This is a genomic window from Pseudomonas sp. BN415 (genome assembly GCF_029871195.1).
GTDB lineage: Bacteria > Pseudomonadota > Gammaproteobacteria > Pseudomonadales > Pseudomonadaceae > Metapseudomonas > Metapseudomonas resinovorans.
Genome location: NZ_SSOK01000061.1, coordinates 142,817 through 169,637, shown reverse-complemented (window position 1 = coordinate 169,637; position 26,821 = coordinate 142,817). Strand labels below are relative to the sequence as shown.

At 62.3% G+C, this 26,821-nt stretch carries 25 protein-coding genes and 1 pseudogene; 15 read left to right on the top strand and 11 right to left on the bottom strand.

Features of this window, described 5'->3' with window-relative positions; all coding sequences use genetic code 11:
* The first annotated feature begins 2 nt into the window (after positions 1 to 2).
* The 6 genes and pseudogenes from dnaN to E8F20_RS19135 all read left to right on the top strand — a co-directional run bounded on the left by dnaN (position 3) and on the right by E8F20_RS19135 (position 8,112).
* Positions 3 to 1,106, top strand: a complete 1,104-nt coding sequence (gene dnaN, locus E8F20_RS19160) for a DNA polymerase III subunit beta (RefSeq protein WP_028627013.1) — start codon at positions 3 to 5, stop codon at positions 1,104 to 1,106.
* A gap of 7 nt (positions 1,107 to 1,113) precedes the next feature.
* Positions 1,114 to 2,213: pseudogene (gene recF / locus E8F20_RS19155) on the top strand (DNA replication/repair protein RecF).
* 3 nt (positions 2,214 to 2,216) lie between these two features.
* A complete protein-coding gene (gene gyrB / locus E8F20_RS19150; RefSeq protein WP_280285151.1) occupies positions 2,217 to 4,637 on the top strand; it encodes a DNA topoisomerase (ATP-hydrolyzing) subunit B in 2,421 nt (806 codons plus the stop codon).
* A gap of 459 nt (positions 4,638 to 5,096) precedes the next feature.
* Positions 5,097 to 6,104, top strand: a complete 1,008-nt coding sequence (locus E8F20_RS19145) for a hypothetical protein (RefSeq protein ID WP_280285150.1) — start codon at positions 5,097 to 5,099, stop codon at positions 6,102 to 6,104.
* 216 nt (positions 6,105 to 6,320) lie between these two features.
* Positions 6,321 to 7,178 (top strand): hypothetical protein, encoded by an 858-nt coding sequence (locus tag E8F20_RS19140; protein WP_280285149.1) that lies wholly within the window; start codon positions 6,321 to 6,323, stop codon positions 7,176 to 7,178.
* A 739-nt stretch (positions 7,179 to 7,917) separates the two neighbouring features.
* Positions 7,918 to 8,112 (top strand): hypothetical protein, encoded by a 195-nt coding sequence (locus E8F20_RS19135; protein ID WP_280285148.1) that lies wholly within the window; start codon positions 7,918 to 7,920, stop codon positions 8,110 to 8,112.
* A 133-nt stretch (positions 8,113 to 8,245) separates the two neighbouring features.
* Here E8F20_RS19135 and E8F20_RS19130 read toward each other — a convergent pair whose 3' ends face one another.
* From E8F20_RS19130 to glyQ, 4 genes are all read right to left on the bottom strand, one after another.
* The gene (locus E8F20_RS19130; protein ID WP_280285147.1) at positions 8,246 to 9,010 is read right to left on the bottom strand and encodes a lysophospholipid acyltransferase family protein; all 765 of its coding nucleotides are present in this window, start codon (positions 9,008 to 9,010) and stop codon (positions 8,246 to 8,248) included.
* Positions 9,011 to 9,024: 14 nt separating this feature from the next.
* Positions 9,025 to 9,561, bottom strand: a complete 537-nt coding sequence (gmhB, locus tag E8F20_RS19125) for a D-glycero-beta-D-manno-heptose 1,7-bisphosphate 7-phosphatase (RefSeq protein ID WP_280285146.1) — start codon at positions 9,559 to 9,561, stop codon at positions 9,025 to 9,027.
* A 65-nt stretch (positions 9,562 to 9,626) separates the two neighbouring features.
* Positions 9,627 to 11,672: a glycine--tRNA ligase subunit beta gene (gene glyS, locus E8F20_RS19120; protein ID WP_280285145.1), complete on the bottom strand. Its 2,046-nt coding sequence runs from the start codon at positions 11,670 to 11,672 to the stop codon at positions 9,627 to 9,629.
* Positions 11,669 to 12,616, bottom strand: coding sequence for a glycine--tRNA ligase subunit alpha (glyQ, locus tag E8F20_RS19115; RefSeq protein ID WP_028627021.1), 948 nt, complete (start codon positions 12,614 to 12,616; stop codon positions 11,669 to 11,671). Before glyQ ends, glyS begins: the two co-directional genes overlap by 4 nt.
* An 82-nt stretch (positions 12,617 to 12,698) precedes the next feature.
* On the opposite strand from glyQ, the gene E8F20_RS19110 reads away from it, so the two are divergent.
* From E8F20_RS19110 to E8F20_RS19100, 3 genes are all read left to right on the top strand, one after another.
* The gene (locus E8F20_RS19110; RefSeq protein WP_280285144.1) at positions 12,699 to 13,250 is read left to right on the top strand and encodes a DNA-3-methyladenine glycosylase I; all 552 of its coding nucleotides are present in this window, start codon (positions 12,699 to 12,701) and stop codon (positions 13,248 to 13,250) included.
* 48 nt (positions 13,251 to 13,298) lie between these two features.
* A complete protein-coding gene (locus E8F20_RS19105; RefSeq protein ID WP_280285143.1) occupies positions 13,299 to 14,186 on the top strand; it encodes a lysophospholipid acyltransferase in 888 nt (295 codons plus the stop codon).
* 123 nt (positions 14,187 to 14,309) lie between these two features.
* On the top strand, positions 14,310 to 14,576 hold the full coding sequence (locus E8F20_RS19100; protein ID WP_280285142.1) for a PilZ domain-containing protein: 267 nt from the start codon (positions 14,310 to 14,312) through the stop codon (positions 14,574 to 14,576).
* Here the strand turns inward: E8F20_RS19100 and E8F20_RS19095 are convergent.
* Positions 14,573 to 15,439 (bottom strand): AraC family transcriptional regulator, encoded by an 867-nt coding sequence (locus E8F20_RS19095; protein WP_280285141.1) that lies wholly within the window; start codon positions 15,437 to 15,439, stop codon positions 14,573 to 14,575. The two genes, E8F20_RS19100 and E8F20_RS19095, sit on opposite strands and share 4 nt — an antisense overlap.
* Before the next feature lie 149 nt (positions 15,440 to 15,588).
* On the opposite strand from E8F20_RS19095, the gene E8F20_RS19090 reads away from it, so the two are divergent.
* Entirely contained in the window at positions 15,589 to 16,296 is a 708-nt protein-coding gene (locus E8F20_RS19090) for a cysteine hydrolase (RefSeq protein ID WP_280285140.1), read from the top strand.
* Positions 16,297 to 16,414: 118 nt separating this feature from the next.
* Here the strand turns inward: E8F20_RS19090 and E8F20_RS19085 are convergent, their stop codons facing one another.
* From E8F20_RS19085 to def, 5 genes are read right to left on the bottom strand one after another with little or no spacing between them, the layout of a single operon-like run.
* Positions 16,415 to 16,738, bottom strand: coding sequence for a tetratricopeptide repeat protein (locus tag E8F20_RS19085; RefSeq protein WP_280285139.1), 324 nt, complete (start codon positions 16,736 to 16,738; stop codon positions 16,415 to 16,417).
* 11 nt (positions 16,739 to 16,749) lie between these two features.
* Positions 16,750 to 18,123 (bottom strand): Trk system potassium transporter TrkA, encoded by a 1,374-nt coding sequence (gene trkA / locus E8F20_RS19080; protein ID WP_028627029.1) that lies wholly within the window; start codon positions 18,121 to 18,123, stop codon positions 16,750 to 16,752.
* Positions 18,124 to 18,134: 11 nt separating this feature from the next.
* A complete protein-coding gene (gene rsmB, locus E8F20_RS19075) occupies positions 18,135 to 19,448 on the bottom strand; it encodes a 16S rRNA (cytosine(967)-C(5))-methyltransferase RsmB (RefSeq protein ID WP_280285138.1) in 1,314 nt (437 codons plus the stop codon).
* Positions 19,445 to 20,389 carry a methionyl-tRNA formyltransferase gene (gene fmt / locus E8F20_RS19070; RefSeq protein WP_280285137.1) on the bottom strand — a complete coding sequence of 315 codons (945 nt, stop codon included), beginning with the start codon at positions 20,387 to 20,389 and terminating at the stop codon, positions 19,445 to 19,447. The genes rsmB and fmt overlap by 4 nt, the downstream gene beginning before the upstream one ends.
* A gap of 54 nt (positions 20,390 to 20,443) precedes the next feature.
* Positions 20,444 to 20,950: a peptide deformylase gene (gene def, locus E8F20_RS19065; RefSeq protein ID WP_280285136.1), complete on the bottom strand. Its 507-nt coding sequence runs from the start codon at positions 20,948 to 20,950 to the stop codon at positions 20,444 to 20,446.
* Between the two features lie 141 nt (positions 20,951 to 21,091).
* Between def and E8F20_RS19060 the strand changes: the two genes are divergently transcribed.
* The 3 genes from E8F20_RS19060 to E8F20_RS19050 all read left to right on the top strand — a co-directional run bounded on the left by E8F20_RS19060 (position 21,092) and on the right by E8F20_RS19050 (position 23,893).
* Entirely contained in the window at positions 21,092 to 22,117 is a 1,026-nt protein-coding gene (locus E8F20_RS19060) for a LysM peptidoglycan-binding domain-containing protein (protein WP_274802451.1), read from the top strand.
* Between the two features lie 84 nt (positions 22,118 to 22,201).
* Positions 22,202 to 23,296, top strand: coding sequence for a DNA-processing protein DprA (gene dprA / locus E8F20_RS19055; protein WP_280285135.1), 1,095 nt, complete (start codon positions 22,202 to 22,204; stop codon positions 23,294 to 23,296).
* Between the two features lie 42 nt (positions 23,297 to 23,338).
* Positions 23,339 to 23,893 (top strand): Sua5/YciO/YrdC/YwlC family protein, encoded by a 555-nt coding sequence (locus tag E8F20_RS19050; RefSeq protein ID WP_280285134.1) that lies wholly within the window; start codon positions 23,339 to 23,341, stop codon positions 23,891 to 23,893.
* Here the strand turns inward: E8F20_RS19050 and E8F20_RS19045 are convergent.
* The gene (locus E8F20_RS19045) at positions 23,883 to 24,860 is read right to left on the bottom strand and encodes an NADPH:quinone reductase (RefSeq protein WP_280285133.1); all 978 of its coding nucleotides are present in this window, start codon (positions 24,858 to 24,860) and stop codon (positions 23,883 to 23,885) included. The genes E8F20_RS19050 and E8F20_RS19045 overlap by 11 nt on opposite strands.
* A 135-nt stretch (positions 24,861 to 24,995) precedes the next feature.
* Between E8F20_RS19045 and hemF the strand changes: the two genes are divergently transcribed.
* Positions 24,996 to 25,916: an oxygen-dependent coproporphyrinogen oxidase gene (hemF, locus tag E8F20_RS19040; RefSeq protein ID WP_280285132.1), complete on the top strand. Its 921-nt coding sequence runs from the start codon at positions 24,996 to 24,998 to the stop codon at positions 25,914 to 25,916.
* Positions 25,916 to 26,740, top strand: coding sequence for a shikimate dehydrogenase (aroE, locus tag E8F20_RS19035; protein ID WP_280285131.1), 825 nt, complete (start codon positions 25,916 to 25,918; stop codon positions 26,738 to 26,740). Before hemF ends, aroE begins: the two co-directional genes overlap by 1 nt.
* Positions 26,741 to 26,821 lie beyond the last annotated feature (81 nt).

Below are 26,821 nucleotides of genomic sequence, written 5' to 3'. Positions count from 1 at the left end.
CCATGCATTTCACAATTCAACGCGAAGCCCTGTTGAAACCCCTGCAACTGGTCGCCGGCGTCGTCGAGCGCCGCCAGACCTTGCCGGTCCTCTCGAACGTGCTGCTGGTAGTCGAAGGCCAGCAGCTATCGTTGACCGGCACTGACCTCGAGGTCGAGCTGGTTGGGCGCGTTGCCCTGGAAGAACCGGCTGAGCCGGGTGAGATTACCGTACCGGCCCGTAAGCTGATGGACATCTGCAAGAGCCTGCCCAGCGACGCGCTGATCGACATCCGTCTCGATGAGCAGAAGCTGCTCATCAAGGCAGGTCGTAGCCGCTTCACCCTTTCGACGCTGCCGGCGAACGACTTCCCGACCGTGGAGGAAGGCCCTGGCTCGCTGAATTTCAGTCTCGTGCAGAGCAAGCTGCGTCGGCTGATCGAACGCACCAGTTTTGCCATGGCTCAGCAGGATGTTCGTTACTACCTCAACGGCATGTTGCTGGAGGTGAATGCCGGTGTCCTGCGTGCCGTCGCCACAGACGGTCACCGGCTGGCCATGTGTGCCATGGAAGCCGGACTTGAAGGCGTCGACCGGCACCAGGTCATTGTGCCGCGCAAAGGTATCCTTGAACTGGCTCGCCTGCTGACAGAGCAGGACGGTGAAGTTCGCATTGTTCTGGGCCAGCATCATATCCGCGCTACTACCGGTGAGTTCACCTTCACCTCCAAACTCGTGGACGGTAAGTTTCCGGATTATGAGCGCGTACTCCCCCGTGGCGGTGACAAGCTGGTTATCGGTGACCGCCAGGCGCTGCGCGAGGCCTTCAGCCGTACGGCGATCTTATCCAACGAAAAGTACCGTGGTATTCGCCTGACGCTCGCTTCCGGCCTGCTCAAGATCCAGGCGAACAACCCAGAGCAAGAAGAGGCTGAAGAAGAAGTAGCGGTCGATTACAACGGCAGTAACCTGGAGATTGGCTTCAACGTGAGCTACCTCCTGGATGTACTGGGCGTGATGTCCACCGAGCAGGTCCGTCTGATTCTGTCCGATGCGAACAGCAGTGCCCTGGTGCAGGAAGCTGGCAACGACGACTCATCCTACGTCGTAATGCCGATGCGTCTGTAACGACTCAATGTCCCTCAGCCGTATCTCGGTCACCGGTGTGCGTAATCTGCAGCCGGTGACCCTTTCCCCCTCCCCCCGCATCAACATTCTCTACGGCGCTAACGGCAGCGGAAAAACCAGCCTGCTGGAAGCAATCCACCTCCTCGGTCTTGCCCGTTCGTTTCGCAGTACTCGGCTGCAACCAGTCATTCAGTACGAACAGTCTGCGTGTACGGTGTTTGGTCAAGTCGGCCTTGCTGAGGGTGGGCAGAGTAGTTTGGGCATCTCTCGGGATCGCCAGGGCGAGTTCCAGATTCGCATCGATGGGCAGAATGCTAAGAGTGCTGCCCAGCTGGCAGAGGCCTTGCCGCTTCAGCTGATCAACCCGGACAGTTTCCGTCTGCTCGAAGGTGCTCCGAAGATACGTCGACAGTTCCTCGATTGGGGAGTGTTCCACGTGGAACCTCGCTTCCTTCCCGCTTGGCAGCGACTGCAGAAGGCGCTGAGGCAGCGGAACTCGTGGCTCCGGCATGGTACACTGGACCCCGCTTCGCAGGCGGCTTGGGACCGGGAACTATGCCTGGCCAGTGATGAGATAGACCAGTATCGAAGGGCCTACATCCAGGCGTTGAAACCGGTCTTTCAACAGACTCTCGCTGACCTGGTGAACCTCGACAGTCTCACGCTCAGTTATTACCGTGGCTGGGACAAGGATCGGGAGCTGTCCGAAGTGCTGGCCACTTCCCTTCTCCGCGATCAACAAATCGGACACACCCAGGCCGGTCCGCAACGCGCCGATCTGCGATTGCGTTCAGGTGCACATAGCGCGGCAGACATACTGTCGCGCGGTCAACAGAAACTAGTGGTTTGCGCCCTGCGAATCGCCCAGGGCCATTTGGTGAACCATGCGAAACGTGGCCAGTGCATCTACCTAGTTGACGACTTACCGTCAGAGTTGGACGAGCAGCATCGGCAATCACTTTGCCGTTTGCTGGAAGATTTGGATTGCCAGGTGTTCATTACCTGCGTTGACCATGAATTTCTGAGGGATGGCTGGCGCACGGATACGCCAGTTGCCATGTTCCACGTGGAACATGGCTGTATCAGCCCCACGATCATCGGGAGTGAAGCATGAGCGAGAACAGAACGTACGACTCTTCCAGCATCAAGGTGCTGAAGGGGCTGGATGCCGTACGCAAACGCCCCGGCATGTACATCGGCGACACCGATGATGGGACAGGTCTACACCACATGGTGTTCGAGGTCGTTGATAACTCGATCGACGAAGCGCTTGCCGGCTTCTGCTCGGAAATTAGCATCACCATCCACACTGACGAATCCATCACCGTTCGCGACAACGGTCGTGGCATTCCGGTAGATATCCATAAGGAAGAAGGGGTTTCTGCCGCCGAGGTCATCATGACCGTGCTGCATGCGGGTGGTAAGTTCGACGACAATACCTACAAGGTGTCTGGTGGCCTTCACGGCGTGGGTGTTTCCGTTGTGAACGCCTTGTCCGAAGAGCTACGTCTTACCATCCGTCGTGCTGGTCAGGTCTGGGAACAGATCTACCGCCATGGCGTTCCGCAGTTCCCCTTGCGCCCGGTTGGTGAGACCGATGGTACCGGCACCGAAGTGCATTTCAAGGCGTCGTCTGAGACGTTCAGCAATATCCACTTCAGCTGGGACATCCTGGCCAAGCGCCTGCGTGAACTGTCCTTCCTCAACTCGGGCGTAGGCATCGTGCTGCGCGACGAGCGCAGCGGCAAGGAAGAACTGTTCAAGTACGAAGGCGGCCTAAAGGCATTCGTCGAGTATCTGAACACCAACAAGACTATCGTTAATGAGGTCTTCCACTTCAATGTTCAGCGTGAAGAAGACGGCGTTGGTGTAGAAGTCGCCCTGCAGTGGAACGACAGCTTCAACGAAAACCTCCTCTGTTTCACCAACAACATTCCTCAGCGTGACGGTGGCACCCACTTGGCGGGCTTCCGCTCCGCGCTTACCCGTAACCTGAACAACTACATCGAACAGGAAGGCCTGGCGAAGAAGTACAAGATCGCCACTACCGGTGACGATGCGCGCGAAGGTCTGACTGCCATCATTTCGGTAAAGGTGCCGGATCCCAAGTTCAGCTCCCAGACCAAGGACAAACTTGTTTCCTCCGAAGTGAAAACCGCGGTGGAACAGGAAATGGGCAAATTCTTCGCTGATTTCTTGCTGGAAAACCCGAACGAAGCCAAGGCCGTAGTTGGGAAGATGATCGACGCCGCACGCGCCCGAGAGGCGGCGCGCAAGGCCCGTGAGATGACCCGCCGCAAGGGGGCCCTGGATATCGCCGGTTTGCCGGGAAAACTGGCCGACTGCCAGGAAAAAGACCCTGCCCTTTCCGAACTTTACATTGTGGAGGGTGATTCTGCGGGTGGCTCGGCGAAGCAAGGCCGCAACCGCAAGACCCAAGCGATCCTGCCGCTCAAGGGCAAGATCCTCAACGTAGAGAAAGCCCGTTTCGACAAGATGCTGTCCTCCCAGGAAGTTGGCACCCTGATTACTGCACTAGGCTGCGGGATCGGGCGTGAGGAGTACAACATCGAGAAGCTGCGCTACCACAACATCATCATCATGACCGACGCCGATGTCGACGGTTCGCACATCCGAACCCTGCTGCTGACGTTCTTCTTCCGGCAGATGCCGGAGCTGATCGAGCGCGGCTACGTCTACATCGCGCAGCCGCCGCTGTACAAAGTGAAGAAGGGCAAGCAGGAGCAGTACATCAAGGATGACGAGGCCATGGATGAGTACATGACCCAGTCGGCCCTGGAAGACGCTAGCCTGCACGTCAACGAGAATGCACCGGGCCTCTCCGGTGAGGCCCTCGAGCGTCTGGTGAACGATTACCGCAACGTGATGCGCACCCTCAAGCGCCTGTCGCGCCTGTATCCCCAGGACCTGACTGAGTACATGATCTACCTGCCACGTGTCAGTGTTGATCAGCTCTCCGACCAGGTGGCGATGCAAGCCTGGCTGGAAGGCTTGCAGGCGCGTTTGAAGGCAGCGGAGAAGTCGGGTCTGACCTACACCGCCAGCCTTCGTGAAGACCGCGAGCGTCACCTGTGGCTGCCGGAAGTTGAGCAAACTGCTCATGGTCTGTCTCACTACATAACCTTCAACCGGGATTTCTTCGCCAGCAACGACTACCGCCAGGTGACCGAGTTGGGCGACCAACTCAACAACCTGCTGGAAGATGGTGCCTACGTTCAGCGTGGTGAGCGCAAGAAGCCGGTGACGAGCTTCAAGGAAGCACTGTCATGGCTGATGACCGAAAGCACCAAGCGTCACACCATCCAGCGCTATAAAGGGCTGGGTGAGATGAACCCGGAGCAGCTGTGGGAAACCACCATGGACCCGACTGTCCGTCGCATGCTCAAGGTCACCATCGAAGACGCCATCGCCGCCGACCAGATCTTCAACACCTTGATGGGTGACGCCGTCGAGCCGCGTCGTGACTTCATCGAGAGCAACGCCCTGGCGGTGTCGAACCTCGACGTCTGACGTGGCGTCGAAAGGCAGTATGCGCGTCTGAATGTCACCGACGTTGCAATCAAAGATCGAACCCCGGCCAAAAGCCGGGGTTTTTCTTTTTCCGCTAAATGACTAAATGATGGGATTAGGCGGGCGTGAAGGACCAAGCAGGCTATTTGCACCTATCAGGTAAGCACCGCCAAACGGTTTGCGAAGTGGCGTTGATGGGACGGGCGCATTGGCCTGTCTTGCAGAGAAAACCTATGATTCGGAATCCAGGGAGTACTGGCGCCATCAGGCCGCATCGTTCAGGGACGCTGCGCGGCGCGTGTATGTGATCAACGGAAGCCGTCTCAAGAGGGCTCTCCAGCTCGCATGAGATGTTACTTCGCAAGGCTGGCCTGGATAGGGTTTGGTATGAGGCATTCGGTTTAATCTCTCAGAGCCACCATGTGTGTCGTCGGCAACAGTCGCCATAGGAGTGACTTCTTGAAGTATGGCTTGCTCGCCAGCATTGTGAGTCTGTCACTGGTCCTGGCGGCTTGTGGCACACATCCGGGGGTGCCTTCGTCTTACGACGAAGTCTACAAGTCGTACATGCAAGGCCACGTGGAGATGCTGCGTACTCACGCACCTTGGATGACCGAGACGGAGCGGCAAGCACATGCCCAGGCTCAGGCGACCGAGGTGATCAAGAGCTTGAAGGCGCAGAACCAGTTCGGTGTTGTGATTCCTCCTATCATGATTCCGTTGCCAGCCCCACCGTCGACGTATGTGCCGAAGGCTGTAGAAGATCCCTTACCCCCAAAACCTAAGGCAGAGACTGCGAACGTTGAGCCGCTGGCGAAGCCGGATCTTCAGTTTCAGGCTCCCTCGGTGGGGGCAGTTCAAGTTGATCAGGATGATCCTCCCCCGCTGGAGCCTTCAGTAGCTGTCCAGCCGTTGCCCCCTGAAGAGGTGGTCAGCACAGAGTCGTCTGAGGTGGACGGCCGGGGCTTTCTCGATGGCACCTATGTACTCGAAGGCGGGAATTACTCCATCAATATCGAGCAAGACGGAGATAACCTGGTTGTCGTCGAGCCAAACAAGCGATCGATCTATGAGCGGCAACCTGACGGCAGTTACCAGTTCTACAGTGAAAATAGTGGATCCACATTCTCGCTGCGCCTCCTCGATCCGGGCACCATCGAGACGGATCGAGTTCCGTCTGCTGGCACTCCTAGTACCTTGAAACGGGTGGAGGGAAGGGCCGCAGCTCAAGTTTCAGCGGTGAACCAAACCTACGCCTTAATCGCGGAACACTACAGTGAACTGGCCCAGAGCGATCCGGATAACGTCCAGGTCTGGACGATGTGTTCAGCTGTAGCATTCAAGCGCAGCCTCTCTGAAGACGAAGACTTCTCGCGCTATGCGAGGCAGGTTTCGGAGAGTTTGAAGTCGATCGCTGTGACCAGCACGAACCCCTGCTCCGATGCGATTCCAAGCAGCTATTGGTAAGTAAAAAAATTCAACGTGCGTTCTGGCGAGTGCGTGGGTGTTGCGTTGTCCCCGAATCAGGAGCGGCCCGAACGCTGCGCGAACCGCTGTACGCTGCTGCGGATGATCTTGGCCAATCGAATAACGTCGCGTCATGGCCAGATCTAGTGCGGATCCTCGGGGTCCGCCGGCAGCAAGCATTGATCAATCAACCATGCGTAATGGAGGAGCCCGGCGATGCGAATCATCCTGAGCCGCAAGGGTTTCGATTCGTCCGCCGGGGGTTGTCCGAGTCCAATACTGCCAGATGGACGCCTTTGCTCACTCCCCATCCCGGACGATGCATCGTCCATCTCCTACGGGGAGATCGACTACTGCGGCACCAACCTTGGTGAGTTGGTGTGCCAGCTGACGCTTAATGCGCGCTGGCAGGGCGAAGGGGCTCACCTGGACCCTGACCTACGCGCCGACGCCCTACCCCGCTTACCTGGCTGGACACCGATGCTGGGGCAAAGTGGCAGTGCTCAGGGACACTTGCGTAATGAGGGCGTGACGGTCGGCGATCTGTTTCTCTTCTTCGGCTCCTTTCGCCCCGTACAGCAGGTTGCCGGTGGTTGGCGCTTCAGCCCGCGCCAGGCACCCCGCCAGGTGATCTGGGGCTGGCTGCAAGTAGGCAAAGTTCTCAAGGTCGACGAATTGCTTGGGGACACGATACCTTGGGCGCGTTATCACCCTCACTTCGCATATGGGAAGGATGCCTCCAATACCCTGTACCTGGCCAGGGAGAAGCTGAGTCTGGATGGAATTGCCGCGGGTTATCCGGGAGCCGGAACCTTCTCGTATCTGGATGAGCGCCTGGTGCTGACTGCTTCCGACTCGAAGCGCCAGACGCGCTGGCGTTTACCGACCTTCTTTGCTCCCGGGAAGGGTCAGCGTGGGCTGAGCTTTCACCGAAATCCCAATCGATGGGCATGTGCCGAAGACGGCTGCCTGCTGGACAGCGCATTCCGGGGTCAAGAGTTCGTCCTGGATATGCAGGGCGATGAACGCCCGTTGGGTTGGATCATATCGTTGCTGGCGGCAGCTCGAACCTGAGGAGTTTTCCTATTCAGGGTAATGGGTTACACGCGTGAAACAGGGGGTAACACTACGGTGGCAATCCAGAGTGAGGGGTGTTACCCATGGTCCGGCTTTGGGGCATCAGGGCGGGTCGTATCGGAACATTTCAGGGCCGTAACAGAGCGCTCTCGAGAGCGTTATTTTTGTAAGGTATTGATTTGTAAGGATTTACAAAAACATGGCACGAGTCATGCTCTATAGACGGTACAACAACAATAACAAGCTTCAAAAAGAACTTTTTTCGACTCTGACAGAACAACAACAGCCCAGAGAAGAAGCAAACCGATTTTTTTGGACAGGGTGTGTCGTTCCATACCCGGTGGCTAGAGCAACAGAACAATAAAACTACCTTGAGGTAGCGGCGCTCTGGTTGGTTCAGTTAATGACGATGGCATGATCAGCGTCCAAAAAAATCCGTTTGCCCTCGGTCCATGTTGGGACCAGCCAATTCTGGCTCGCTAGTAGCCAGTAGCAAAAAACAACAACGAATACTCGATAAGAACAACAACAAAAAAGAAAAAACATTTGAGGGGAGCTTCGGCTCCCCTCAGTGCTTTCAGGTCTGCGAAAACTCCGTTCCTTTTCTGATTCCCTTATCGATCCGGTTGCGACGCGGGTGCGCGTTCCCATGGCTGTTGGGTGTGTCGGCGACTGATTGGGGAGCGTAGTCTGGAGGCGCTTGCAGAGGCCCAGAAGGCCATACAGGAGCAACGAGATGGATGAGAGCAAGGGGGATGCATCGTGCATCTCCGATGAAGAGATCAGCGCTTACATGACACGGCAGCTGCGTTCAGGCCGGGTCAAGCCCGCTGTGCTGGTGGTGCTGACTGAGAAGAACTTCCCGGGCGTCGCACGCGAACGGATTATCCGCTGTTTCAACACCCTGGATTCGACGTATCTGAAGGGGTAATACCGGGGGATGGCAGAAATCGTTATGCACTTTCTCGCTAAGCCTTAGCGTAAAAGGTAAACCCTTGTAGATCAGTGGCTTGCGCTATGATTTCGGCGATTAGCCAAAATTTTGTTAACAGCTTATCCACAGATCAGGCCGGTTGGTCCAGAGTCGCTGCGGATTGCGGGCCCTCGAGCTCGCGCTGAGTGGCTTCCACCCAGGCGAAGGCTCGTTCGTTCAGCTCGGCGATCGCACGCGGACCCTCTCCCGCTGCCTGCATCGCGGGGCCAATGACGACCTGGATGGTCCCGGGGCGCTTGGCCCAGCCCTCCTTTGGCCAGAAATGCCCGGCATTGTGCGCTACCGGTAGGACGGGGAGTCCGGCATTGACTGCCAGCGCTGAGCCGCCCCGAGAGAACTTGCCCATCTGCCCGACCGGAACTCGAGTGCCTTCGGGGAAAATCAGCACCCAGGCACCCTGCTTCAAGCGCTCGTCGCCCTGCGCCGCCAGTTGCTTGAGGGCAGCCTTTGGATTACTTCGATCAATCGCGATGGGCTTCATCAGTGCCATGGCCCAGCCGAAAAAGGGCACGCGCAATAGCTCGCGCTTGACCACCTGGCTGAGGGGCTCGAAGGCACCGGAGAGGAAGAACGTCTCCCAGGTGCTTTGATGCTTGGCGAGGATCACGCAGGGCCGATCAGGCACATTCTCAAGTCCCTTCACCTCGTAGCGAATGCCGACCATCACTTTGGCCAGCCAGACGGCGAAACGGCACCAGCGCCAGACAATGAAACGGTAGCGTGCCCGGAAGGGCATGAACGGTGCGAAGAAGAGACTTAGCGTGCCCCAGATGAAGGCGCTCAACGATAGCAGCAGGTAAAAGAGGAAGGTTCTGATGGCCTGCACTGTCGTCATGGGAGCTGTTGACCTTACTGAAGTAGATGTGTGGCGACTGCCGCCAGATCGTCGAATACCAGGGTTCCCGCCGGCAACGGCTTGGCCAGGGTGCGTTCGCCCTTGCCGGTCTTCACCAAAACGGGCTGACAATCGACGGCCCGCGCGGCTTCCAGGTCACCACTGCTGTCGCCAACGAACCAGGTGCCAGCAAGGTCCACGCCATAGTGTTCGCCGATGCGCTTTAGCATACCGGGACGGGGTTTGCGGCAATCGCAGCCTTCGTCAGGGCCGTGCGGGCAATACTCGATCACGCCGAGTTCACCGCCCTGCTCTGCCACCAGTTCGCGCAAGCGGGCATGCATGGAGTCCAGCGTGGCGAGGTCGTAGTAGCCACGGGCGATGCCAGACTGGTTGGTGGCCACGGTCACGGTCCAGCCGGCCTTGCTCAGGCTGGCGATGGCGGTGATGGCGCTGGGAATGGGGACCCATTCCTCGAGAGATTTAATGTACGCGTCGGAGTCTTCATTGATGACGCCGTCGCGGTCGAGAATCAGTAGTTTCATGAACATTGCCTGAAGCGTAGAGCCGGATACCCGAAGCACCAGGCGTCGGGTATCCGGTCCACGGGCTTGTATCAGCCCAGTACCGAGATGTCAGCCACGCCCAGGAACAGGCCGCGCAGCTTGGCCAGCAGTGCATAGCGGTTGCTGCGCACGGCGGCATCTTCAGCGTTGACCAGTACGGCCTCGAAGAAGCTGTCTACCGGCTCACGCAGGCTGGCCAGGCGCTCCAGCGCCTCGCGATAGCTGCCGGCGTTCGCCAGGGCCACCTCGGCGTCAGCCACGGCCTTGGCCAGGGCCTGCTCGGCGGCTTCCTGCAGCAGCGCATTGTCCACGCTGCTCGGCACGCTGCCTTCAGCCTTGCTCAACAGGTTGGAGACGCGCTTGTTGGCAGCGGCCAGGGCGGCAGCTTCAGGTAGCTTGCGGAAGGCCTGTACGGCCTGCACGCGCTGGTCGAAGTCCAGCGCCGAGGTCGGCTGCAGGGCACGCACGGAGAGGTACACGGCCACGTCCACGCCTTCGTCTTCATAACGGGCCCGCAGGCGGTCGAAGACGAACTCCAGCACCTGGTCGGCCAGCCCTTCGGACTTCACCTTGGCGCCATAGAGGTCGACGGCGAAGGCGACGGCGGCGCCGAGGTCGAGGTTGAGCTGCTTCTCGATCAGGATGCGCAGCACCCCCAGGGCCTGACGACGCAGGGCAAAGGGGTCCTTGCTGCCGGTGGGTAGCATGCCGATGCCGAAGATGCCAACCAGGGTGTCCAGTTTGTCGGCCACGGCCACGGCTGCACCGGTGAGGGTTTGCGGTAGCTCGGCGCCAGCGCCACGGGGCATGTACTGCTCGTTCAGTGCTTGGGCGACGTCTTCCGGCTCGCCATCGTTGATCGCGTAGTAGTAGCCGGCGATGCCCTGCATCTCAGGGAACTCGCCGACCATTTCAGTGGCCAGGTCGCACTTGGCGAGGATACCGGCGCGGGCCGCGCGGGCCGGGTCGGCGCCGATCTGCTCGGCCACGAAACCTGCCAGGCGGGATATGCGCTCGGCCTTCTCGAACACGGTGCCGAGCTGGGCCTGGAACACGACGTTCTTCAGGCGCTCATTGAAGCTTTCCAGCTTCTGCTTCTTGTCCTGCTTGAAGAAGAACTCGGCGTCGGTGAGGCGCGGGCGCACCACCTTTTCGTTGCCGGAAATGATCTGTGCAGGATTCTTGCTGTCCACGTTGGCCACGGTGATGAAGCGCGGCAGCAGCTTGCCGTTGGCGTCCAGCAGGCAGAAGTACTTCTGGTTGTCCTGCATGGTGGTGATCAGGGCTTCTTGCGGCACTTCGAGGAAGCGTTCCTCGAAGGAGCACACCAGCGGCACTGGCCACTCGACCAGGGCAGTCACTTCGTCCAGCAGGTCCGCGGGAACCACTGCGGTGCCCTTCTGCTCGGCGGCCAGCTCGGCAACGCGCTTGGCGATGATCTCGCGGCGCTCGGCGAAATCGGCCAGCACGTGGGCGCTACGCAGGTCTTCCAGGTAAGTGGATGGTTTGCTGATGCGGATGTTGTCCGGGTTGTGGAAACGATGGCCACGGGATTCACGGCCGGCCTTCTGCGCGAGGATCACACAGTCGACAACTTCTTCGCCGAACAGCATGACCAGCCATTGGGTCGGACGGACGAACTCTTCGCGGCGGGCGGCCCAGCGCATGCGCTTCGGAATCGGCAGCGCGGCGAGGGAGGTTTCGACGATGCCGGGCAGCAGGCCTGCGGCGGGCTGGCCGGGGATGGTCTGGCTGAACTTCAGCTTCGGGCCGCTCTTGTCGATCTGTTCCAGGTCGACGCCACATTTGCGGGCGAAGCCCAGGGCAGCCTGGGTCGGTTTGCCTTCGGCATCGAAGGCGGCCTGGACCGGAGGGCCGTCGAGATTGACGCTGCGATCAGGCTGCTGGGTGGCCAGTTGCTCGACCACTACTGCCAGGCGGCGCGGGGCGGCGAACACCTGGGCCTTGGCATAGCCGAGGCCGGCGGCCTTGAGGCCTTGCTCGATGCCGCCGAGGAAGGCATCACCCAGGGATTTCAGGGCCTTGGGAGGCAGCTCTTCGGTGCCCAGCTCTACCAGGAAATCTTGTGCACTCATTCTTGAGCCTCCAGCTTGGCCAGTACTTCGTCACGCAGTTCGGGAGTGGCCATGGGGAAGCCGAGGCGCGCGCGCGCCTGCAGGTAGCTTTGCGCCACGGCGCGGGCCAGGGTGCGCACGCGCAGGATGTAGCGCTGGCGCTCGGTCACCGAGATCGCACGGCGGGCGTCCAGCAGGTTGAAGGTGTGGGAAGCCTTGAGGACCATCTCGTAGGTCGGCAGCGGCAGCTGCAGCTCGATCAGGCGGTTGGCCTCGCTTTCGTAGAAGTCGAAGAGTTCGAACAGCTTCTCGACGTTGGCGTGCTCGAAGTTGTAGGTCGACTGTTCCACCTCATTCTGGTGGAACACGTCGCCGTAAGTGACCTTGCCGAAGGGGCCGTCGGCCCAGACCAGGTCGTACACCGAATCGACGCCCTGGATGTACATGGCCAGGCGCTCCAGGCCGTAGGTGATCTCGCCGGTGACCGGGTAGCACTCGATGCCACCGACCTGCTGGAAGTAGGTGAACTGGGTCACTTCCATGCCGTTCAGCCAGATTTCCCAGCCCAGGCCCCAGGCGCCAAGGGTCGGCGATTCCCAGTTGTCCTCGACGAAGCGAATGTCATGCACCAGCGGGTCGATGCCGATGGCCTTCAGCGAGCCGAGGTACAGCTCCTGGAAGTTTTCCGGGTTGGGCTTCAAGACCACCTGGAACTGGTAGTAGTGCTGCAGGCGGTTCGGGTTTTCGCCGTAGCGGCCGTCGGTCGGCCGGCGGGACGGCTGCACATAGGCGGCGTTCCAGGTCTCCGGGCCAATGGCGCGGAGGAAGGTGGCGGTGTGGAAAGTACCGGCGCCCACTTCCATGTCGTAGGGCTGGAGCACCACGCAGCCCTGCTCGGCCCAGTACTGCTGCAGGGCGAGGATCAGGTCTTGGAAGGTGCGCACGGCGGGCGTAGTCTGGCTCACGAATTTCACCTGTGCTGGGTCTTCGACGGAAAATGCCGGAGTATACCCGATCCGACCCCGCCGCAACCGCATGGAAAGCCTTATGCCACGCTGCTTCTGGTGCAATGACGACCCCCTCTACATCGCCTACCACGACACCGAATGGGGCGTACCGCTGAAGGACCCGGCGGCGCTCTTCGAACTGCTCCTGCTGGAAGGCTTCCAGGCTGGCCTGTCGTGGATCACCGTGCTGAAGAAACGCGAGCGTTACCGCGAGGTGCTGTTTGGCTTCGACCCCAAGCGCTTGTCTGTAATGAGCGATGAGGAGATCGAGAAGCTGATGCAGGACCCGGGCATCATCCGCAACTTTCTCAAGCTCAAGGCCGCGCGGCAGAACGCCCAGGCCTGGCTGCGCCAGGAAGACCCGGTAGCGCTGCTGTGGTCGTTCGTCGGCGGCAAACCGAAGGTCAACCACTTCAGCGAGCGCGGCCAGGTCCCGGCGGCTACTCCCGAGGCCGAAGCGATGAGCCGCGCACTGAAGAAGGCCGGCTTCACCTTCGTCGGCCCGACCATCTGCTACGCCTTCATGCAGGCCGCCGGCATGGTCATGGATCACACCACCGACTGCGACCGTTATCGCGAGCTGACCCTGTGATCCGGTGCGAGGGTAGAATGCGCGCTTTCGAACGTCCTGGAGTTGCCTGTGGATAAGTTGAAAGGTGCGCTGATTGTCGGCTTCCTGCGCCTCTTCGCGATGTTGCCCTGGCGCGCCGTGCAAGCGGTTGGCGCGACCATTGGCTGGCTGATGTGGAAGCTGCCGAACCGTTCCCGCGACGTGGTGCGGATCAACCTGTCCAAATGCTTCCCCGAGTGGTCGCCGGCGGAGTTGGAGCAGCGTGTTGGCCAGAGCTTGATGGACATCGGCAAGACCTTCACCGAAAGCGCCTGCGCCTGGATCTGGCCGGCGGAGAAATCCATCGGGCTGGTACGCGAAGTGGAAGGCCTGGAAGTGCTGCGCGAGGCCCTGGCCAGTGGTAAGGGCGTGGTGGGCATCACCAGCCACCTGGGCAACTGGGAAGTGCTGAACCACTTCTACTGCGCCCAGTGCAGACCCATCATCTTCTACCGCCCGCCGAAGCTGAAGGCAGTGGACGAGCTGCTGCAGAAGCAGCGTGTGCAGTTGGGTAACCGTGTGGCGCCGTCCACCAAGGAAGGCATCCTCAGCGTCATCAAGGAAGTGCGCAAGGGCGGTGCCGTGGGCATTCCCGCGGACCCGGAGCCGAGCCTGTCGGCGGGCGTCTTCGTGCCCTTCCTCGGTACCCTGGCGCTGACCAGTAAGTTCGTCCCTGGCATGCTCGCCGGTGGCAAGGCGCGTGGCGTGTTCCTCCATGCCCTGCGCCTGCCCGATGGCTCGGGCTTCAAGGTCATCCTCGAAGCCGCCCCCGAAGGTATGTACAGCGAGAACGTCGAAGAAGGCGTTGCCGCCATGAGCCAGGTGGTTGAGAAATACGTGCGGGCCTACCCGACCCAGTACATGTGGAGCATGAAGCGCTTCAAGAAACGCCCCGAGGGCGAGAAGAAGTGGTACTGACGAACAAGGCGCCGAGAGGCGCCTTTTTCATGGACGGGTATTTCTCAACCGTGGAAGGGTTGAATCGAGTCGCGATAAGCCGTATTAACGAGCGCTGAAAACGGCTCAGGATGATGCGATCTCATGGCGAACCAGCGTCAATTTCCCCGAACTCCGATGAAATGCAGGATCAAGATCAGCCACCCGAGCTTCGGCGACCTGATTGCCCAGACCCGTGACCTGTCCGATGGCGGCGTCTATGTCCGCCATCCCGACCTGACCGCCCTGTCCGTCGGCAGCATCGTTTGCGGCCAGGTGCAGGATCTGCCGATCGAGGCGCCGATCCTGCAGATGGAGGTGATGCGCGTGGATGCCGAGGGCGCCGGGTTCCGTTTCCTCGACAGCGACTAGTCGTCCGCAGTGGTGAGGCGCGCCTTTACTGTCGGTGCCTCGCGCGCATCCTGGCGCAGCCATTCCGCCGGTGGGCATCCCACCAGGCTGGCGAAGGTTCTGGAAAAGGACGCTTGCGAGCTGTAGCCCACAGCGTCTGCCACAACCTTGATCGGCACTCCGTCTCGCAGCAGGTCCTGGGCGACTTTCATGCGCCAGCCGCTCAGATAGCCCATGGGCGAGACGCCCAGCACCCGGCTGAACCAGGCGGAGAACTTCGAGCGTGACATCGCCGCCAGGCCCGCCATCCGTTCCACGCTCCAGTCCGCTTCGGGCTCGTCATGCAGCCGACTCAGTACGGAGCCCAGCCGAGGATCCTGCAGTGCGTAGAACAGGCCTCCGGCGATCCTGCCGTCCTGGACTGCCCGCCGCACCAGCAGCACGAAGAGATACTCGAACAGCAGGTTCAGCGCCTTGGCGCGACCTGGCGCCTGGTCCTGGAACTCCTCCACCAGGGCACGGATTACCGGCAGCGCATGGCCGAGGGCGTCGAGCGGGAATACCAGGGTTTCTTCCAGTCCAAGGGGAAGCGGTTGTGCCGTGCCCCTGCCGAACCGGAAGGAAGCGCAGATCAGCTCGGCTCCTTCCATGGAGCTGGAACGCAACTGGTAGCGGCAGCTACTGGGGCAGAACAGCACGCTTGGCTGGCTGATCGACACGTTCGGCATGCCCGGCTGGATCAGGTCGAGGCCGCCACGCTCCACCAGATGGATGAATGCCATCCCGGGTGGCTTGTCGAGCATCAGGGCGCCGTCCACGCGGCCGGCGAAGAACAGTCGGCCCTGGAGATTGGTGCGTTCGAAAAACTCGGAAAGGACATCCATCGGGGACAACCTGGCAAAGATCCTGTACGTCCTGGGAAAAGCCGTCGGGGGCACGGCCATAGGATGAACTCAAGCCGATGTTAGCCAGCCAGAAGGCCGGCGGCCATGGCCCTGCGCGATTTATCCACAGCCCACAGGAGTTCACCCTCATGAGCCAGACATCCCCCTACGCCGATCCCCTCGAACCCGCGCTGCCTGACCCGGGCATGAAGCTCGACCTGGCCCGCGCCGCGTTGGTGGTCATCGACCCGCAGATCGACTTCCTCAGCCCTGAAGGGGTGAGCTGGAGTGTGTTCGGCAAAAGCATTACCGAGCACGATACGGTCAAGCACATCGGCCAGCTCTTTGCCGCGGCCAAGACGGCCGGCATCACGGTTGCCGTATCGCCGCACTACTACTACCCCAGCGACCACCAGTGGCAGTTCGGCGGACCGCTGGAGAAAGTCATGCACAACATCGGCATGTTCGACCGCAAAGGGCCGCTGAACCTGGAAGGCTTCGAAAACTCCGGCGCGGACTTCCTGCCCGAGTACAAGCCCTACATCCTCGACGGAAAGACCATCATTGCCTCGCCGCACAAAGTCTATGGCCCGGAAACCAATGACCTGGCGCTGCAACTGCGCAAGCACGGCGTGTCGCAGGTGATCCTGGCCGGTATGGCTGCCAACCTCTGTGTGGAATCCCACCTGCGAGAGCTGCTGGAGACCGGGTTTGAAGTCGCGGTGGTGCGCGACGCCACGGCGGGTCCGACGACCCCGGAAGGCGATGGCTACCTGGCCGCGTTGATCAACTTCCGGTTCATCGCCAATGCGCTGTGGACCACCGAACAGACCCTCGGCTACCTGCGCGGCCAGTGATCCGGAGCCCCGCCGCTTTCGGGCGGTGGGGCGAAGGGCGTTCAGCGCCGCCTATTGCCGATGTCCACCAGCCGAAATGACCTATTGCCGAAAAAATCTGACGGGGAGAGCCGATTGATCAGGCCGTAGCGCCCCCGCGCTTGTCCAGGCGCTTGAGGAATACGGTCATCTCCTTTTCCGCCTGCTTGTCGCCATGGGCGCGGGCGGCATCCAGGCCCTGGGTCCAGGCTTCACGTGCAGCGGGGAAGTCGCCCTGCGTCTCCAGGGCTTTGCCCAGCAGCTTCCAGGCGGCGGAGTACTTCGGGTCTTGCTCCACGCAGCGGCGAAGGTGCAGGGCAGCCTTGGCGGCATCACCCTGGTCGAGGTAGCCCTTGCCCAGGCCGAAGCGCAACAGCGCGTTGTCCACGCCCTTGGCCAGCATCTTTTCCAGTCCTTCGAGCATGCGGTGTCCCCTTAGAAGAAGGTCAGGCCAACCTGGAACAGGCGCTCGGCGTCGCGGATGTACTTCTTGTCCACCAGGAAGAGGATCACGTGGTCGCCCGACTCGATCACCGTATCGTCGTGGGCGATCAGCACTTCCTCGTCGCGGATGATGGCGCCAATGGTGGTGCCTGGCGGCAGGGCGATGTCCTCGATCATCTTGCCCACCACCTTGCTCGACTTGGCATCGCCATGGGCGATGGCTTCGATGGCCTCGGCCGCGCCGCGGCGCAGGGAGTGCACGCTGACGATATCGCCACGGCGCACGTGGGTCAGCAGGGTGCCGATGGTGGCCAGCTGCGGGCTGATGGCGATGTCGATATCGCCGCCCTGCACCAGGTCCACATACGCCGGGTTGTTGATGATGGTCATCACCTTCCGCGCACCCAGGCGCTTTGCCAGCAGCGAGGACATGATGTTGGCCTCGTCGTCGTTGGTCAGGGCCAGGAAGATATCCGCATCGTTGATGTTCTCTTCCACCAGCAGGTCGCGGTCGGAGGCGCTGCCTTGCAGCACGATGGTGCTGTCGAGGACTTCCGAGAGATGACGGCAGCGCGCCGGACTCATCTCGATGATCTTCACCTGGTAACGGCTTTCGATGGCCTCGGCGAGACGTTCGCCGATGTGCCCGCCGCCCGCGATCACCACGCGCTTGTAACTGTCTTCCAGGCGGCGCAGTTCGCTCATCACGGCACGGATATGCGCCTTGGCGGCAATGAAGAAGACCTCGTCGTCGGCCTCGATCACGGTGTCGCCCTTGGGCAGGATCGGCCGGTTGCGGCGGAAGATGGCGGCCACGCGCGTATCCACGTTGGGCATGTGCTCGCGGATCTGTCGCAACTCCTGCCCCACCAGCGGACCACCGTAGTACGCCTTGACCCCCACCAACTGGGCCTTGCCTTCGGCGAAGTCGATCACCTGCAGCGCGCCGGGATACTCAATCAGGCGCTTGATGTAGTTGGTGACCACCTGTTCGGGGCTGATCAACACGTCCACCGGGATGGCTTCGTTGTCGAACAGGCCGGTACGGGTCAGGTAGGCCGCTTCACGCACCCGGGCGATCTTGGTGGGCGTGTGGAAGAGGGTGTAGGCCACTTGGCAGGCGACCATGTTCACCTCGTCGCTGTTGGTGACTGCCACCAGCATGTCGGCGTCGTCGGCACCGGCCTGGCGCAGCACGGTGGGGAAGGACCCCTTGCCCTGGACAGTGCGGATGTCCAGGCGATCGCCGAGATCGCGCAGGCGATCACCGTCGGTGTCGACCACGGTGATGTCGTTGGCTTCCCCCGACAGGTGTTCGGCGAGGGTGCCGCCAACCTGGCCGGCGCCGAGAATGATGATCTTCACTGCAGACTCCCTTAGCCGCGGGGCGAAGCGGCGATCTTGACCAGCTTGGCATAGTAGAAACCGTCATGGCCGACTTCTTGTGCCAGCAATTGGCGGCCATGGGGTTGTTTCAATCCGAACGGGCCGGGGATATCCAGTTCGCGGGCCCCCGGGGTGCGAGCGAGGAAGGCCGCGATGTTGTCGCTGTTTTCCATGGGCAGTGTGGAGCAGGTGGCGTAGAGCAGCACGCCGCCCACCTCCAGGGTCTGCCAGAGAGCGTCTAGCAGCTCGCCCTGGAGCTTGGCCAGTGCGTCGATGTCCTCTTCCTTGCGTGTCAACTTGATATCCGGGTGACGGCGGATCACTCCGGTGGCCGAACAGGGCGCGTCGAGGAGAATACGCTGGAACGGTTTGCCGTCCCACCAGGTTCCGGTGTCGCGGCCGTCGGCGGCGATCAGGCGGGCATCCAGGCCGAGGCGTGCGAGGTTTTCGCGCACGCGCACCAGACGGCTTTCTTCCAGGTCCACGCCCAGCACTTCGGACAGGCCGGGCTCCGCCTCCAGCAAGTGGCAGGTCTTGCCGCCGGGTGCGCAGCAGGCATCCAGCACGCGTTGACCGGGGGCCAGTTCCAGCAGGTCGGCGGCCAGCTGGGCGGCCTCGTCCTGCACGCTGACGCGACCTTCAGCGAAGCCTGGCAGGGTCTTCACATCGCAGGCTTCGGCCAGGCGGATGCCGTCGCGGCTGAAGGTGCAGGGCTCGGCGGCAATGCCGGCCTGGCGAAGTTCGGTCAGGTAGGCGTCGCGGCCGCCATGGCGGCGATTGACGCGCAGGATCAGCGGCGGGTGGGCGTTGTTCGCTGCGCAGACCGCTTCCCAGTGTTCCGGCCAGGCGGCCTTGAGGGCCTTTTGCAGCCAGCGCGGGTGGGCGGTGCGCGCTGCCGGGTCACGTTCCAGCTCGGCGAAGATTGTCTCGCCATCGCGCTGTGCGTTGCGCAGCACGGCGTTGATCAATCCCTTGGCCCAAGGTTTCTTCAGCTTGTCCGCGCAGCCGACGGTTTCACCGATGGCTGCGTGGGCGGGAATGCGCGTGTAGAAGAGCTGGTAGAGGCCCACCAGCAGCAGGGCTTCCACATCTTTGTCAGCGGCCTTGAAAGGCTTTTGCAAGAGACGTTCGGCCAGGGCGGCAAGGCGTGGCTGCCAGCGGGCGGCGCCGAAGGCGAGGTCCTGGGCCAGGGCGCGGTCGCGGGGCTCCACCTTGTCCAACTGGGGCGGCAGGCTACCGCCCAGCGAGGCCTTGCCAGAAAGTACCGCGGCCAGTGCGCGGGCGGCGGCGAGACGAGGGTTCATGCGCCCAGTACCTTGCCCAGGGCGAACTGCTCGCGGCGGCTGTTGTAAAGGTCGGCGAAGTTCAGTGGCTTGCCGCCGGGCAATTGAAGGCGGGTCAGGCGCAGGGCGCCTTCGCCACAGGCGACGGTCAGGCCGTCCTTGCTGGCGGCGAGGATCTGGCCGGGCTGGCCCTTGCCCTCACCGAGCACGGCGGCCAGCACCTTCAAGGGTTCGTCATCGAGTGTGCTGTGGCAGATGGGCCAGGGGTTGAAGGCGCGCACCAGGCGTTCCAGCTCAATGGCCGGGCGACCCCAGTCGAGGCGCGCCTCGTCCTTGTTCAACTTGTGGGCGTAATTGGCCAGGGCGTCGTCCTGGACTTCACCCTGCAAGGTGCCGGCGGCCAGCCCTTCGATGGCTTCCAGCACTGCTTTCGGGCCGAGTTGGGCGAGGCGGTCATGGAGGCTGCCACCGGTGTCTTCTGCACGGATCGGTGTGGTGACCTTGAGCAGCATCGGACCGGTGTCGAGGCCGGCTTCCATCTGCATCACGGTGACACCGCTCTGTGCATCGCCTGCCTGCACCGCGCGCTGGATCGGTGCGGCGCCGCGCCAGCGAGGCAGCAGCGAGGCGTGACTGTTGATGCAGCCCAGGCGCGGGGTATCGAGCACCACCTGAGGCAGGATCAGGCCATAGGCAACCACCACCATCAAGTCTGCATCGAGGCCCTTGAGCTCGGCCTGGGCGGTCGGGTCTCGCAGGGTCGGCGGCTGCAGCACCGGGATGCCGTGTTCCACGGCCAGTTGTTTCACCGGGCTCGGCATCAGCTTCTGCCCACGACCGGCCGGGCGGTCCGGCTGGGTGTAGACGGCGATGACCTGGTGGCGGGAGTCGAGCAGGGCTTTGAGGTGCTCCGCGGCGAATTCCGGGGTGCCGGCGAAGACGAGGCGCAGGGGCTCAGTCATGGGTACTCGCTAAAGAAAAAGGCTTGCCGGAGCAAGCCTTTGGGATCGAGGGAATCAAGCCTGCTGGCGATGTTGCTTTTCCAGCTTCTTCTTGATGCGGTCGCGCTTGAGGGACGACAGGTAGTCGACGAAGAGCTTGCCGTTGAGGTGGTCGCATTCGTGCTGGATGCACACGGCCAGCAAGCCCTCCGCGATCAGCTCATAGGGCTGGCCGTCGCGGTCCAGGGCCTTGATCTTCACCTTCTGCGGACGATCGACGTTTTCATAGAAGCCCGGTACCGAAAGGCAGCCTTCCTGATACTGGTCCATCTGGTCGGTCAGGGACTCGAACTCGGGGTTGATGAAGACCCGCGGCTCGGACTTGTCTTCGGATAGGTCCATCACCACCACGCGCTTGTGAACGTTCACCTGGGTGGCGGCCAGGCCGATACCCGGAGCGTCGTACATGGTTTCGAACATGTCGTCGATCAGCTGGCGGATGGAGTCGTCGACCACCTCAACCGGTTTGGCGATGGTGCGCAACCGCGGATCGGGGAACTCGAGAATGTTCAGAATCGCCATATGCGTTTGTGATGCACTTGTGGAATAAGTTAAAAATCCGCTGCTAAGATGGTGAGCAGCATCGAAAAACGGCTGAAGAGCCCGGTTGGGGCGGCTCTCAGGGCGTTGCATGTGAATGAACATAATAAAGGGATTCACCGCATGAGGAAATCACTACTCGCCCTGCTGCTCCTGGCCGCCAGTGGCCTGACCCAGGCTGCGGTGGAACTCAAGGAAGGGCATCCGGAGCGCTACACCGTCGTCAAGGGCGACACGCTCTGGGATATTTCTGGCAAGTTCCTGCGCCAGCCGTGGAAGTGGCCGGAAATCTGGCACGCCAACCCGCAGATCGAAAACCCGCACCTGATCTATCCCGGCGACATGCTGAGCCTGGTCTATGTCGACGGCCAGCCGCGCCTGATGCTGAACCGCGGCGCTTCCCGCGGCACGATCAAGCTGTCGCCCCAGGTGCGCAGCACGCCGATGGCGGAAGCCATTCCGACGATCCCGCTGGAAGCCATCAACGCCTTCCTGCTGACCAACCGCATCATCGACGATCCCAAGGAATTCGAAACCGCTCCCTACATCGTCGCCGGCAATGCCGAGCGCGTGGTCAGCGGTGCCGGTGATCGTGTCTATGCGCGTGGCAACTTCTCCCAGGAACAGCCGGTCTACGGCATTTTCCGCCAGGGCAAGACCTACGTGGACCCGGAATCCAAGGAGTTCCTCGGTGTTAACGCCGACGACATCGGCGGCGGCGAGATGGTGGCCGACGAAGGCGATATCGGCACCCTGCTACTGTCCCGTTCCACCCAGGAAGTGCGCCTGGGCGATCGCCTGTTCCCAACCGAGGAACGCGCGATCAACTCCACCTTCATGCCCAGCGCGCCGGACCGCGACATCAACGGCGTGATCCTCGACGTACCGCGTGGTGTGACCCAGATCGGCCAGTTCGATGTGGTGACCATCAACAAGGGCAAACGCGATGGCCTGGTGGAAGGCAACGTGCTGGCGGTCTACAAAACCGGCGAAACCGTACGTGACCGCGTCACCGACGAGTTCATCAAGATCCCCGACGAGCGCGCCGGCCTGCTGATGGTGTTCCGCACCTACGACAAGCTCAGCTACGGCCTGGTCCTCGCTGCCACCCGCCAGTTGGCGGTGCTGGACAAGGTACACAACCCGTAACACCTCCAAGCCCCCGCCCTGCGGGGGCTTGTTGTATTGATGGCGGTCCTGCCGCAATCGCGGCGCGATCAAGGACCGATCGACGTGCCATCAATCTCCCCTGCCGAGCTGGAAGCTCGACTGCGTCTGCACCACCTCCCCGAACTCGGCCCTGCCCGTTTCCGTCGTCTGCTCGAAGCCTTCGGCTCCGCGTCCGCTGCCCTCAGCGCGCCGGCTGCCGCGTGGCGTTCCCTGGGCCTGCCGGGAGCCTCCGCCGATCCGCGGCGAAGCCCGGAAATCCGTGATGCCGCGGCATGCGCCCTGGCCTGGCTGGAGCAACCCGGCCACCAGGTGCTGTGTTGGGATGACCCCGCCTACCCCGCCCTGCTGGCGGAACTGAGCAACGCGCCACCACTGCTTTATGTCGCCGGCGACGCCACGCTGCTGGAGCGTCCGCAGCTGGCGCTGGTTGGCAGCCGCCGCGCCTCGGCGGCCGGCCTGGATACTGCCCGAGCTTTTGCCCGCAGCCTGGCGGGTGGGGGATTCGTCATCACCAGCGGACTGGCCCTGGGCATCGATGGCGCGGCCCACCAGGGGACGCTGGAGGTCGGAGGCGCAACGGTGGCGGTGCTCGGGACTGGCCTAGAGCGCATTTACCCCAACCGCCACCGCAGCCTGGCGGCGCGCATCGTCGCTGAAGGTGGTGCGCTGGTATCCGAACTGCCGTTGGACTGCCCGCCGCAACCGGCCAACTTCCCCCGGCGCAATCGCATCATCAGCGGCCTATCCCTCGGTGTGTTGGTCGTCGAGGCCAGCCCCTCCAGCGGCTCGCTGATCACCGCACGCCTGGCCGCTGAGCAGGGCCGAGAGGTCTACGCTATTCCCGGCTCCATCCACCACCCCGGTGCGCGAGGCTGTCACCAATTGATCCGCGAAGGCGCGACCCTGGTGGAAAAGGTGGAGGACATCCTTGAGGCTCTGCGCGGCTGGCAGGTCATGCCTTCCGAGCCCCGGTCCGATGCCCCGACGCAGGGCGACCATCCGCTGCTCGAACTGCTGCGTGCTGCGCCCTACAGCAGCGAAGGGCTGGCCGCGGCCAGTGGCTGGGAGTTGCCGCGCCTGCTCGCCGAGCTCACCGATCTGGAGCTGCTGGGCCGCGTCGCCCGTGAGGCCGGCTGCTGGGTGCATCGCCAAGGTTGAGCCCTGTACACTTTGCCGATCCAGTATTGCGGGGAGCGGTTGATGGTCAGCAATTGGCGTGTGCAGCAAGTGGCGCGGGTCGTGCGTGAAGGTGGTGTGATCGCCTATCCCACCGAGGCGGTCTGGGGGCTGGGATGCGATCCCTGGAACGAAGACGCGGTGTATCGCCTGCTGGCGCTCAAGGAGCGTCCCGTGGAGAAGGGGCTGATCCTGGTGGCGGACAACATCCGCCAGTTTGATTTCCTCCTCGAAGGCCTGCCGGACGCCTGGATCGACCGGCTCGCCAGCAGCTGGCCCGGCCCGAACACCTGGCTGGTGCCGCACCAGAACCTGCTGCCCGATTGGATCACCGGCCAGCACGACAGCGTCGCCCTGCGCGTCAGCGACCACCCCTTGGTACGCGACCTCTGCGCCCACACCGGCCCGCTGGTGTCCACCTCCGCCAACCCCTCCGGCCGCCCCGCCGCCTACTCGCGCCTGCGCGTGCAGCAGTATTTCGGCGACAAGTTGGACGCAGTGCTGGGCGGCGCCCTTGGCGGGCGTCGCAATCCCAGCGTGATCCGCGACCTGGCCAGCGGCCGCGTGCTCAGGGGATAAGCACGGTCGATCCGGTGGTCTGGCGGTTGGCCAGGGCCGTGTGTGCCTTGGCCGCGTCGGCCAGAGCAAAGCGCTGGTTCACCTCCACCTTGATGCGTCCATCGGCGATCAGCCCGAACAGCTCGTCGGCCATCGCCTGCAGGCGCTGCGGCGTGCTGGCGTAGCCGAACAGCGTCGGCCGGGTGACGAATAGCGAGCCTTTTTGCGCGAGGATGCCCAGGTTCACTCCAGTGACCGGCCCCGAGGCGTTGCCGAAGCTCACCATCAGGCCGCGTGGCGCCACGCAGTCCAGTGACGTTTCCCAGGTGTCCTTGCCCACCGAGTCGTAGACCACCGGGCACTTGGCGCCGTGGGTGAGCTCCTGCACGCGCTGCACGACGTTCTCATGGCTGTAGTCGATGGTCGCCCAAGCACCGTTGGCCTTGGCTTGCGCGGCTTTCTCCGGCGAGCTGACGGTACCGATCAGCTTCACGCCCAGCGCGCGCGCCCACTGACAGGCGATGAGGCCGACCCCACCGGCGGCGGCGTGGAAGAGAATGGTTTCGCCACCTTTGAGTTCGTAGGTCTGGCGCAGCAGGTACTGCACGGTCAGACCCTTGAGCATCACGGCGGCGGCCTGCTCGAAGCTGATGCTGTCCGGCAGGCGCACCAGCTTGTCCGCAGGCAGCACATGCAGCTCGCTGTAAGCGCCTAGCGGACCGGTGGCGTAGGCGACGCGGTCGCCCACCTTGAACTGGGTGACCGCACTGCCCACCGCTTCCACTTCACCTGCGCCCTCTGTACCCAGGCTGGTGGGGAAATTCGGTGCCGGATAGAGGCCGCTGCGGTAATAAGTGTCGATGAAGTTGAGGCCGATGGCGCGATTGCGCACCCGCACTTCCTGCGGCCCCGGTTCCTCCGGCTGGTACTCCGCATACTCGAGGACCTCCGGACCGCCGTAGGCGGAGAACTGGATGCGTCTGGCCATGCTTGCAACCTCCTGGTCGGAAAAGCTCTCATCCAACGCCTCCCCTTGATTTCCGTCAAGCTGCCCGGGCCCTTGGGCGGTGGTATGCTTGCCTGCTCATTTTTCCGCCACCTAACCGCTGCCAGGGTTGACCACGTGACTGACCGTATCGAGGCCGTGAAGGCCTACCTGCTCGATCTGCAAGACCGCATCTGCGCCGCGCTCGCGGCCGAAGACGGCAAGACCGACTTCTACGAAGATGCCTGGACTCGTCCCGCTGGTGGCGGCGGCCGCACCCGGGTGATCGAGAACGGCGGACTGATCGAGAAGGGCGGCGTGAACTTCTCCCATGTGTTCGGCGCCAACCTGCCGCCGTCGGCCAGTGCCCACCGCCCGGAACTGGCCGGTCGCGGCTTCCAGGCCCTCGGTGTGTCCCTGGTGATCCACCCGGAAAACCCCCATGTGCCCACCTCCCACGCCAACGTGCGCTTTTTCTGCGCCGAGAAGGAAGGCGAAGAACCCGTCTGGTGGTTCGGCGGCGGCTTCGACCTGACCCCCTATTACGCCGTCGAGGAAGATTGCGTGCTCTGGCACAAGGTCGCCCGCGACGCCTGCGCGCCCTTTGGTGCCGACGTCTACCCGCGCTACAAGGAATGGTGCGACCGCTACTTCCATCTCAAGCATCGCAACGAACCGCGCGGCATTGGCGGCCTGTTCTTCGACGACCTGAACCAGTGGGACTTCGACACCAGTTTCGCCTTCATGCGCGCCATCGGCGATGCCTACCTGGAGGCCTACCTGCCGATCCTGAGGAAGCGCAAGGACACGCCCTACACCGAGCAGCAGCGCGAGTTCCAGGCGTTCCGCCGTGGACGCTATGTGGAGTTCAACCTGGTGTTCGACCGCGGCACCCTTTTCGGCCTGCAGTCTGGTGGCCGTACCGAGTCCATCCTCATGTCCCTGCCGCCTCAGGTGCGCTGGGGCTATGACTGGAAACCGGAGGTGGGCAGCGAAGAGGCGCGCCTGACCGAGTATTTCCTCAAGGACCGCGACTGGCTGAAGGAGGCAGGTCTCTGATGGATAGCTACTGCGTCTTCGGCAACCCAATCGGCCACAGCAAGTCGCCGCTGATCCACCGTCTGTTCGCGGAGCAGACCGGCCAGCAGCTTACGTACGAAGCCGTACTGGCGCCGCTGGACGACTTCACCGGTTGTGCCCGCCAGTTCTTCGAAACCGGCAAGGGCGGCAACGTCACCGTGCCGTTCAAGGAGCAGGCCTATCAACTGGCCGGTAGCCTCAGCGCCCGCGCTCAACGTGCCGGCGCGGTGAACACCCTGAAAAAGCTCGATGATGGCAGCCTGCTGGGTGACAACACCGACGGCGCCGGGCTGGTGCGCGACCTCACCCGCAACGCCGGCGTGAATCTCAGCGGCAAACGCATCCTGCTGTTGGGTGCCGGTGGCGCCGCGCGTGGGGTTATCGAGCCGATCCTCGCGGAAAAACCGGCGGCCCTGGTGATTGCCAATCGCACCGTGGAAAAGGCCGAAGCCCTGGCCCAGTTGTTCGCTGAACTGGGCCCTGTTTCCGCCAGTGGTTTCGACTGGCTGGAAGAACCGGTGGACCTGATCATCAACGGCACCTCGGCAAGCCTTGCCGGTAATCTGCCGCCCATCTCGCCCAGCCTGATCAAGCCAGGTCACACCGTCTGCTACGACATGATGTACGGCAAGGAAATGACCGCGTTCAACCGTTGGGCCGCCGAGCATGGTGCCGCGCGTACCCTGGATGGCCTGGGCATGCTGGTGGAGCAGGCGGCCGAAGCCTTCCTGCTCTGGCGCGGCGTACTGCCCGACAGCGCGCCGGTCCTTGCCGAACTGCGTCGGCAGCTGGCGCAAGGCTGACCGCGGGAGCGAGGGTTAAGCCGAGCTTTTGTAGGATGTGGAGGGCGGCGTTCCGCGAGCGGAGCGATGCCCATGCTGCTG

Excerpts from the sequence above, each read along its gene's own strand:
- rsmB (WP_280285138.1), bottom strand. The coding sequence starts at position 19,448 with ATGAACCCTCGTCTCGCCGCCGCCCGCGCACTGGCCGCGGTACTTTCT.
- E8F20_RS19130 (WP_280285147.1), bottom strand. The coding sequence starts at position 9,010 with ATGACGACAGTGCAGGCCATCAGAACCTTCCTCTTTTACCTGCTGCTA.
- E8F20_RS19135 (WP_280285148.1), top strand. The coding sequence starts at position 7,918 with ATGGATGAGAGCAAGGGGGATGCATCGTGCATCTCCGATGAAGAGATC.
- def (WP_280285136.1), bottom strand. The coding sequence starts at position 20,950 with ATGGCGATTCTGAACATTCTCGAGTTCCCCGATCCGCGGTTGCGCACC.
- E8F20_RS19090 (WP_280285140.1), top strand. The coding sequence starts at position 15,589 with ATGAGCCAGACATCCCCCTACGCCGATCCCCTCGAACCCGCGCTGCCT.
- aroE (WP_280285131.1), top strand. The coding sequence starts at position 25,916 with ATGGATAGCTACTGCGTCTTCGGCAACCCAATCGGCCACAGCAAGTCG.
- E8F20_RS19100 (WP_280285142.1), top strand. The coding sequence starts at position 14,310 with ATGGCGAACCAGCGTCAATTTCCCCGAACTCCGATGAAATGCAGGATC.
- fmt (WP_280285137.1), bottom strand. The coding sequence starts at position 20,389 with ATGACTGAGCCCCTGCGCCTCGTCTTCGCCGGCACCCCGGAATTCGCC.
- glyS (WP_280285145.1), bottom strand. The coding sequence starts at position 11,672 with ATGAGTGCACAAGATTTCCTGGTAGAGCTGGGCACCGAAGAGCTGCCT.
- dnaN (WP_028627013.1), top strand. The coding sequence starts at position 3 with ATGCATTTCACAATTCAACGCGAAGCCCTGTTGAAACCCCTGCAACTG.
- E8F20_RS19060 (WP_274802451.1), top strand. The coding sequence starts at position 21,092 with ATGAGGAAATCACTACTCGCCCTGCTGCTCCTGGCCGCCAGTGGCCTG.
- gyrB (WP_280285151.1), top strand. The coding sequence starts at position 2,217 with ATGAGCGAGAACAGAACGTACGACTCTTCCAGCATCAAGGTGCTGAAG.
- E8F20_RS19045 (WP_280285133.1), bottom strand. The coding sequence starts at position 24,860 with ATGGCCAGACGCATCCAGTTCTCCGCCTACGGCGGTCCGGAGGTCCTC.
- E8F20_RS19110 (WP_280285144.1), top strand. The coding sequence starts at position 12,699 with ATGCCACGCTGCTTCTGGTGCAATGACGACCCCCTCTACATCGCCTAC.
- E8F20_RS19050 (WP_280285134.1), top strand. The coding sequence starts at position 23,339 with ATGGTCAGCAATTGGCGTGTGCAGCAAGTGGCGCGGGTCGTGCGTGAA.
- gmhB (WP_280285146.1), bottom strand. The coding sequence starts at position 9,561 with ATGTTCATGAAACTACTGATTCTCGACCGCGACGGCGTCATCAATGAA.
- E8F20_RS19140 (WP_280285149.1), top strand. The coding sequence starts at position 6,321 with ATGCGAATCATCCTGAGCCGCAAGGGTTTCGATTCGTCCGCCGGGGGT.
- E8F20_RS19085 (WP_280285139.1), bottom strand. The coding sequence starts at position 16,738 with ATGCTCGAAGGACTGGAAAAGATGCTGGCCAAGGGCGTGGACAACGCG.
- E8F20_RS19095 (WP_280285141.1), bottom strand. The coding sequence starts at position 15,439 with ATGGATGTCCTTTCCGAGTTTTTCGAACGCACCAATCTCCAGGGCCGA.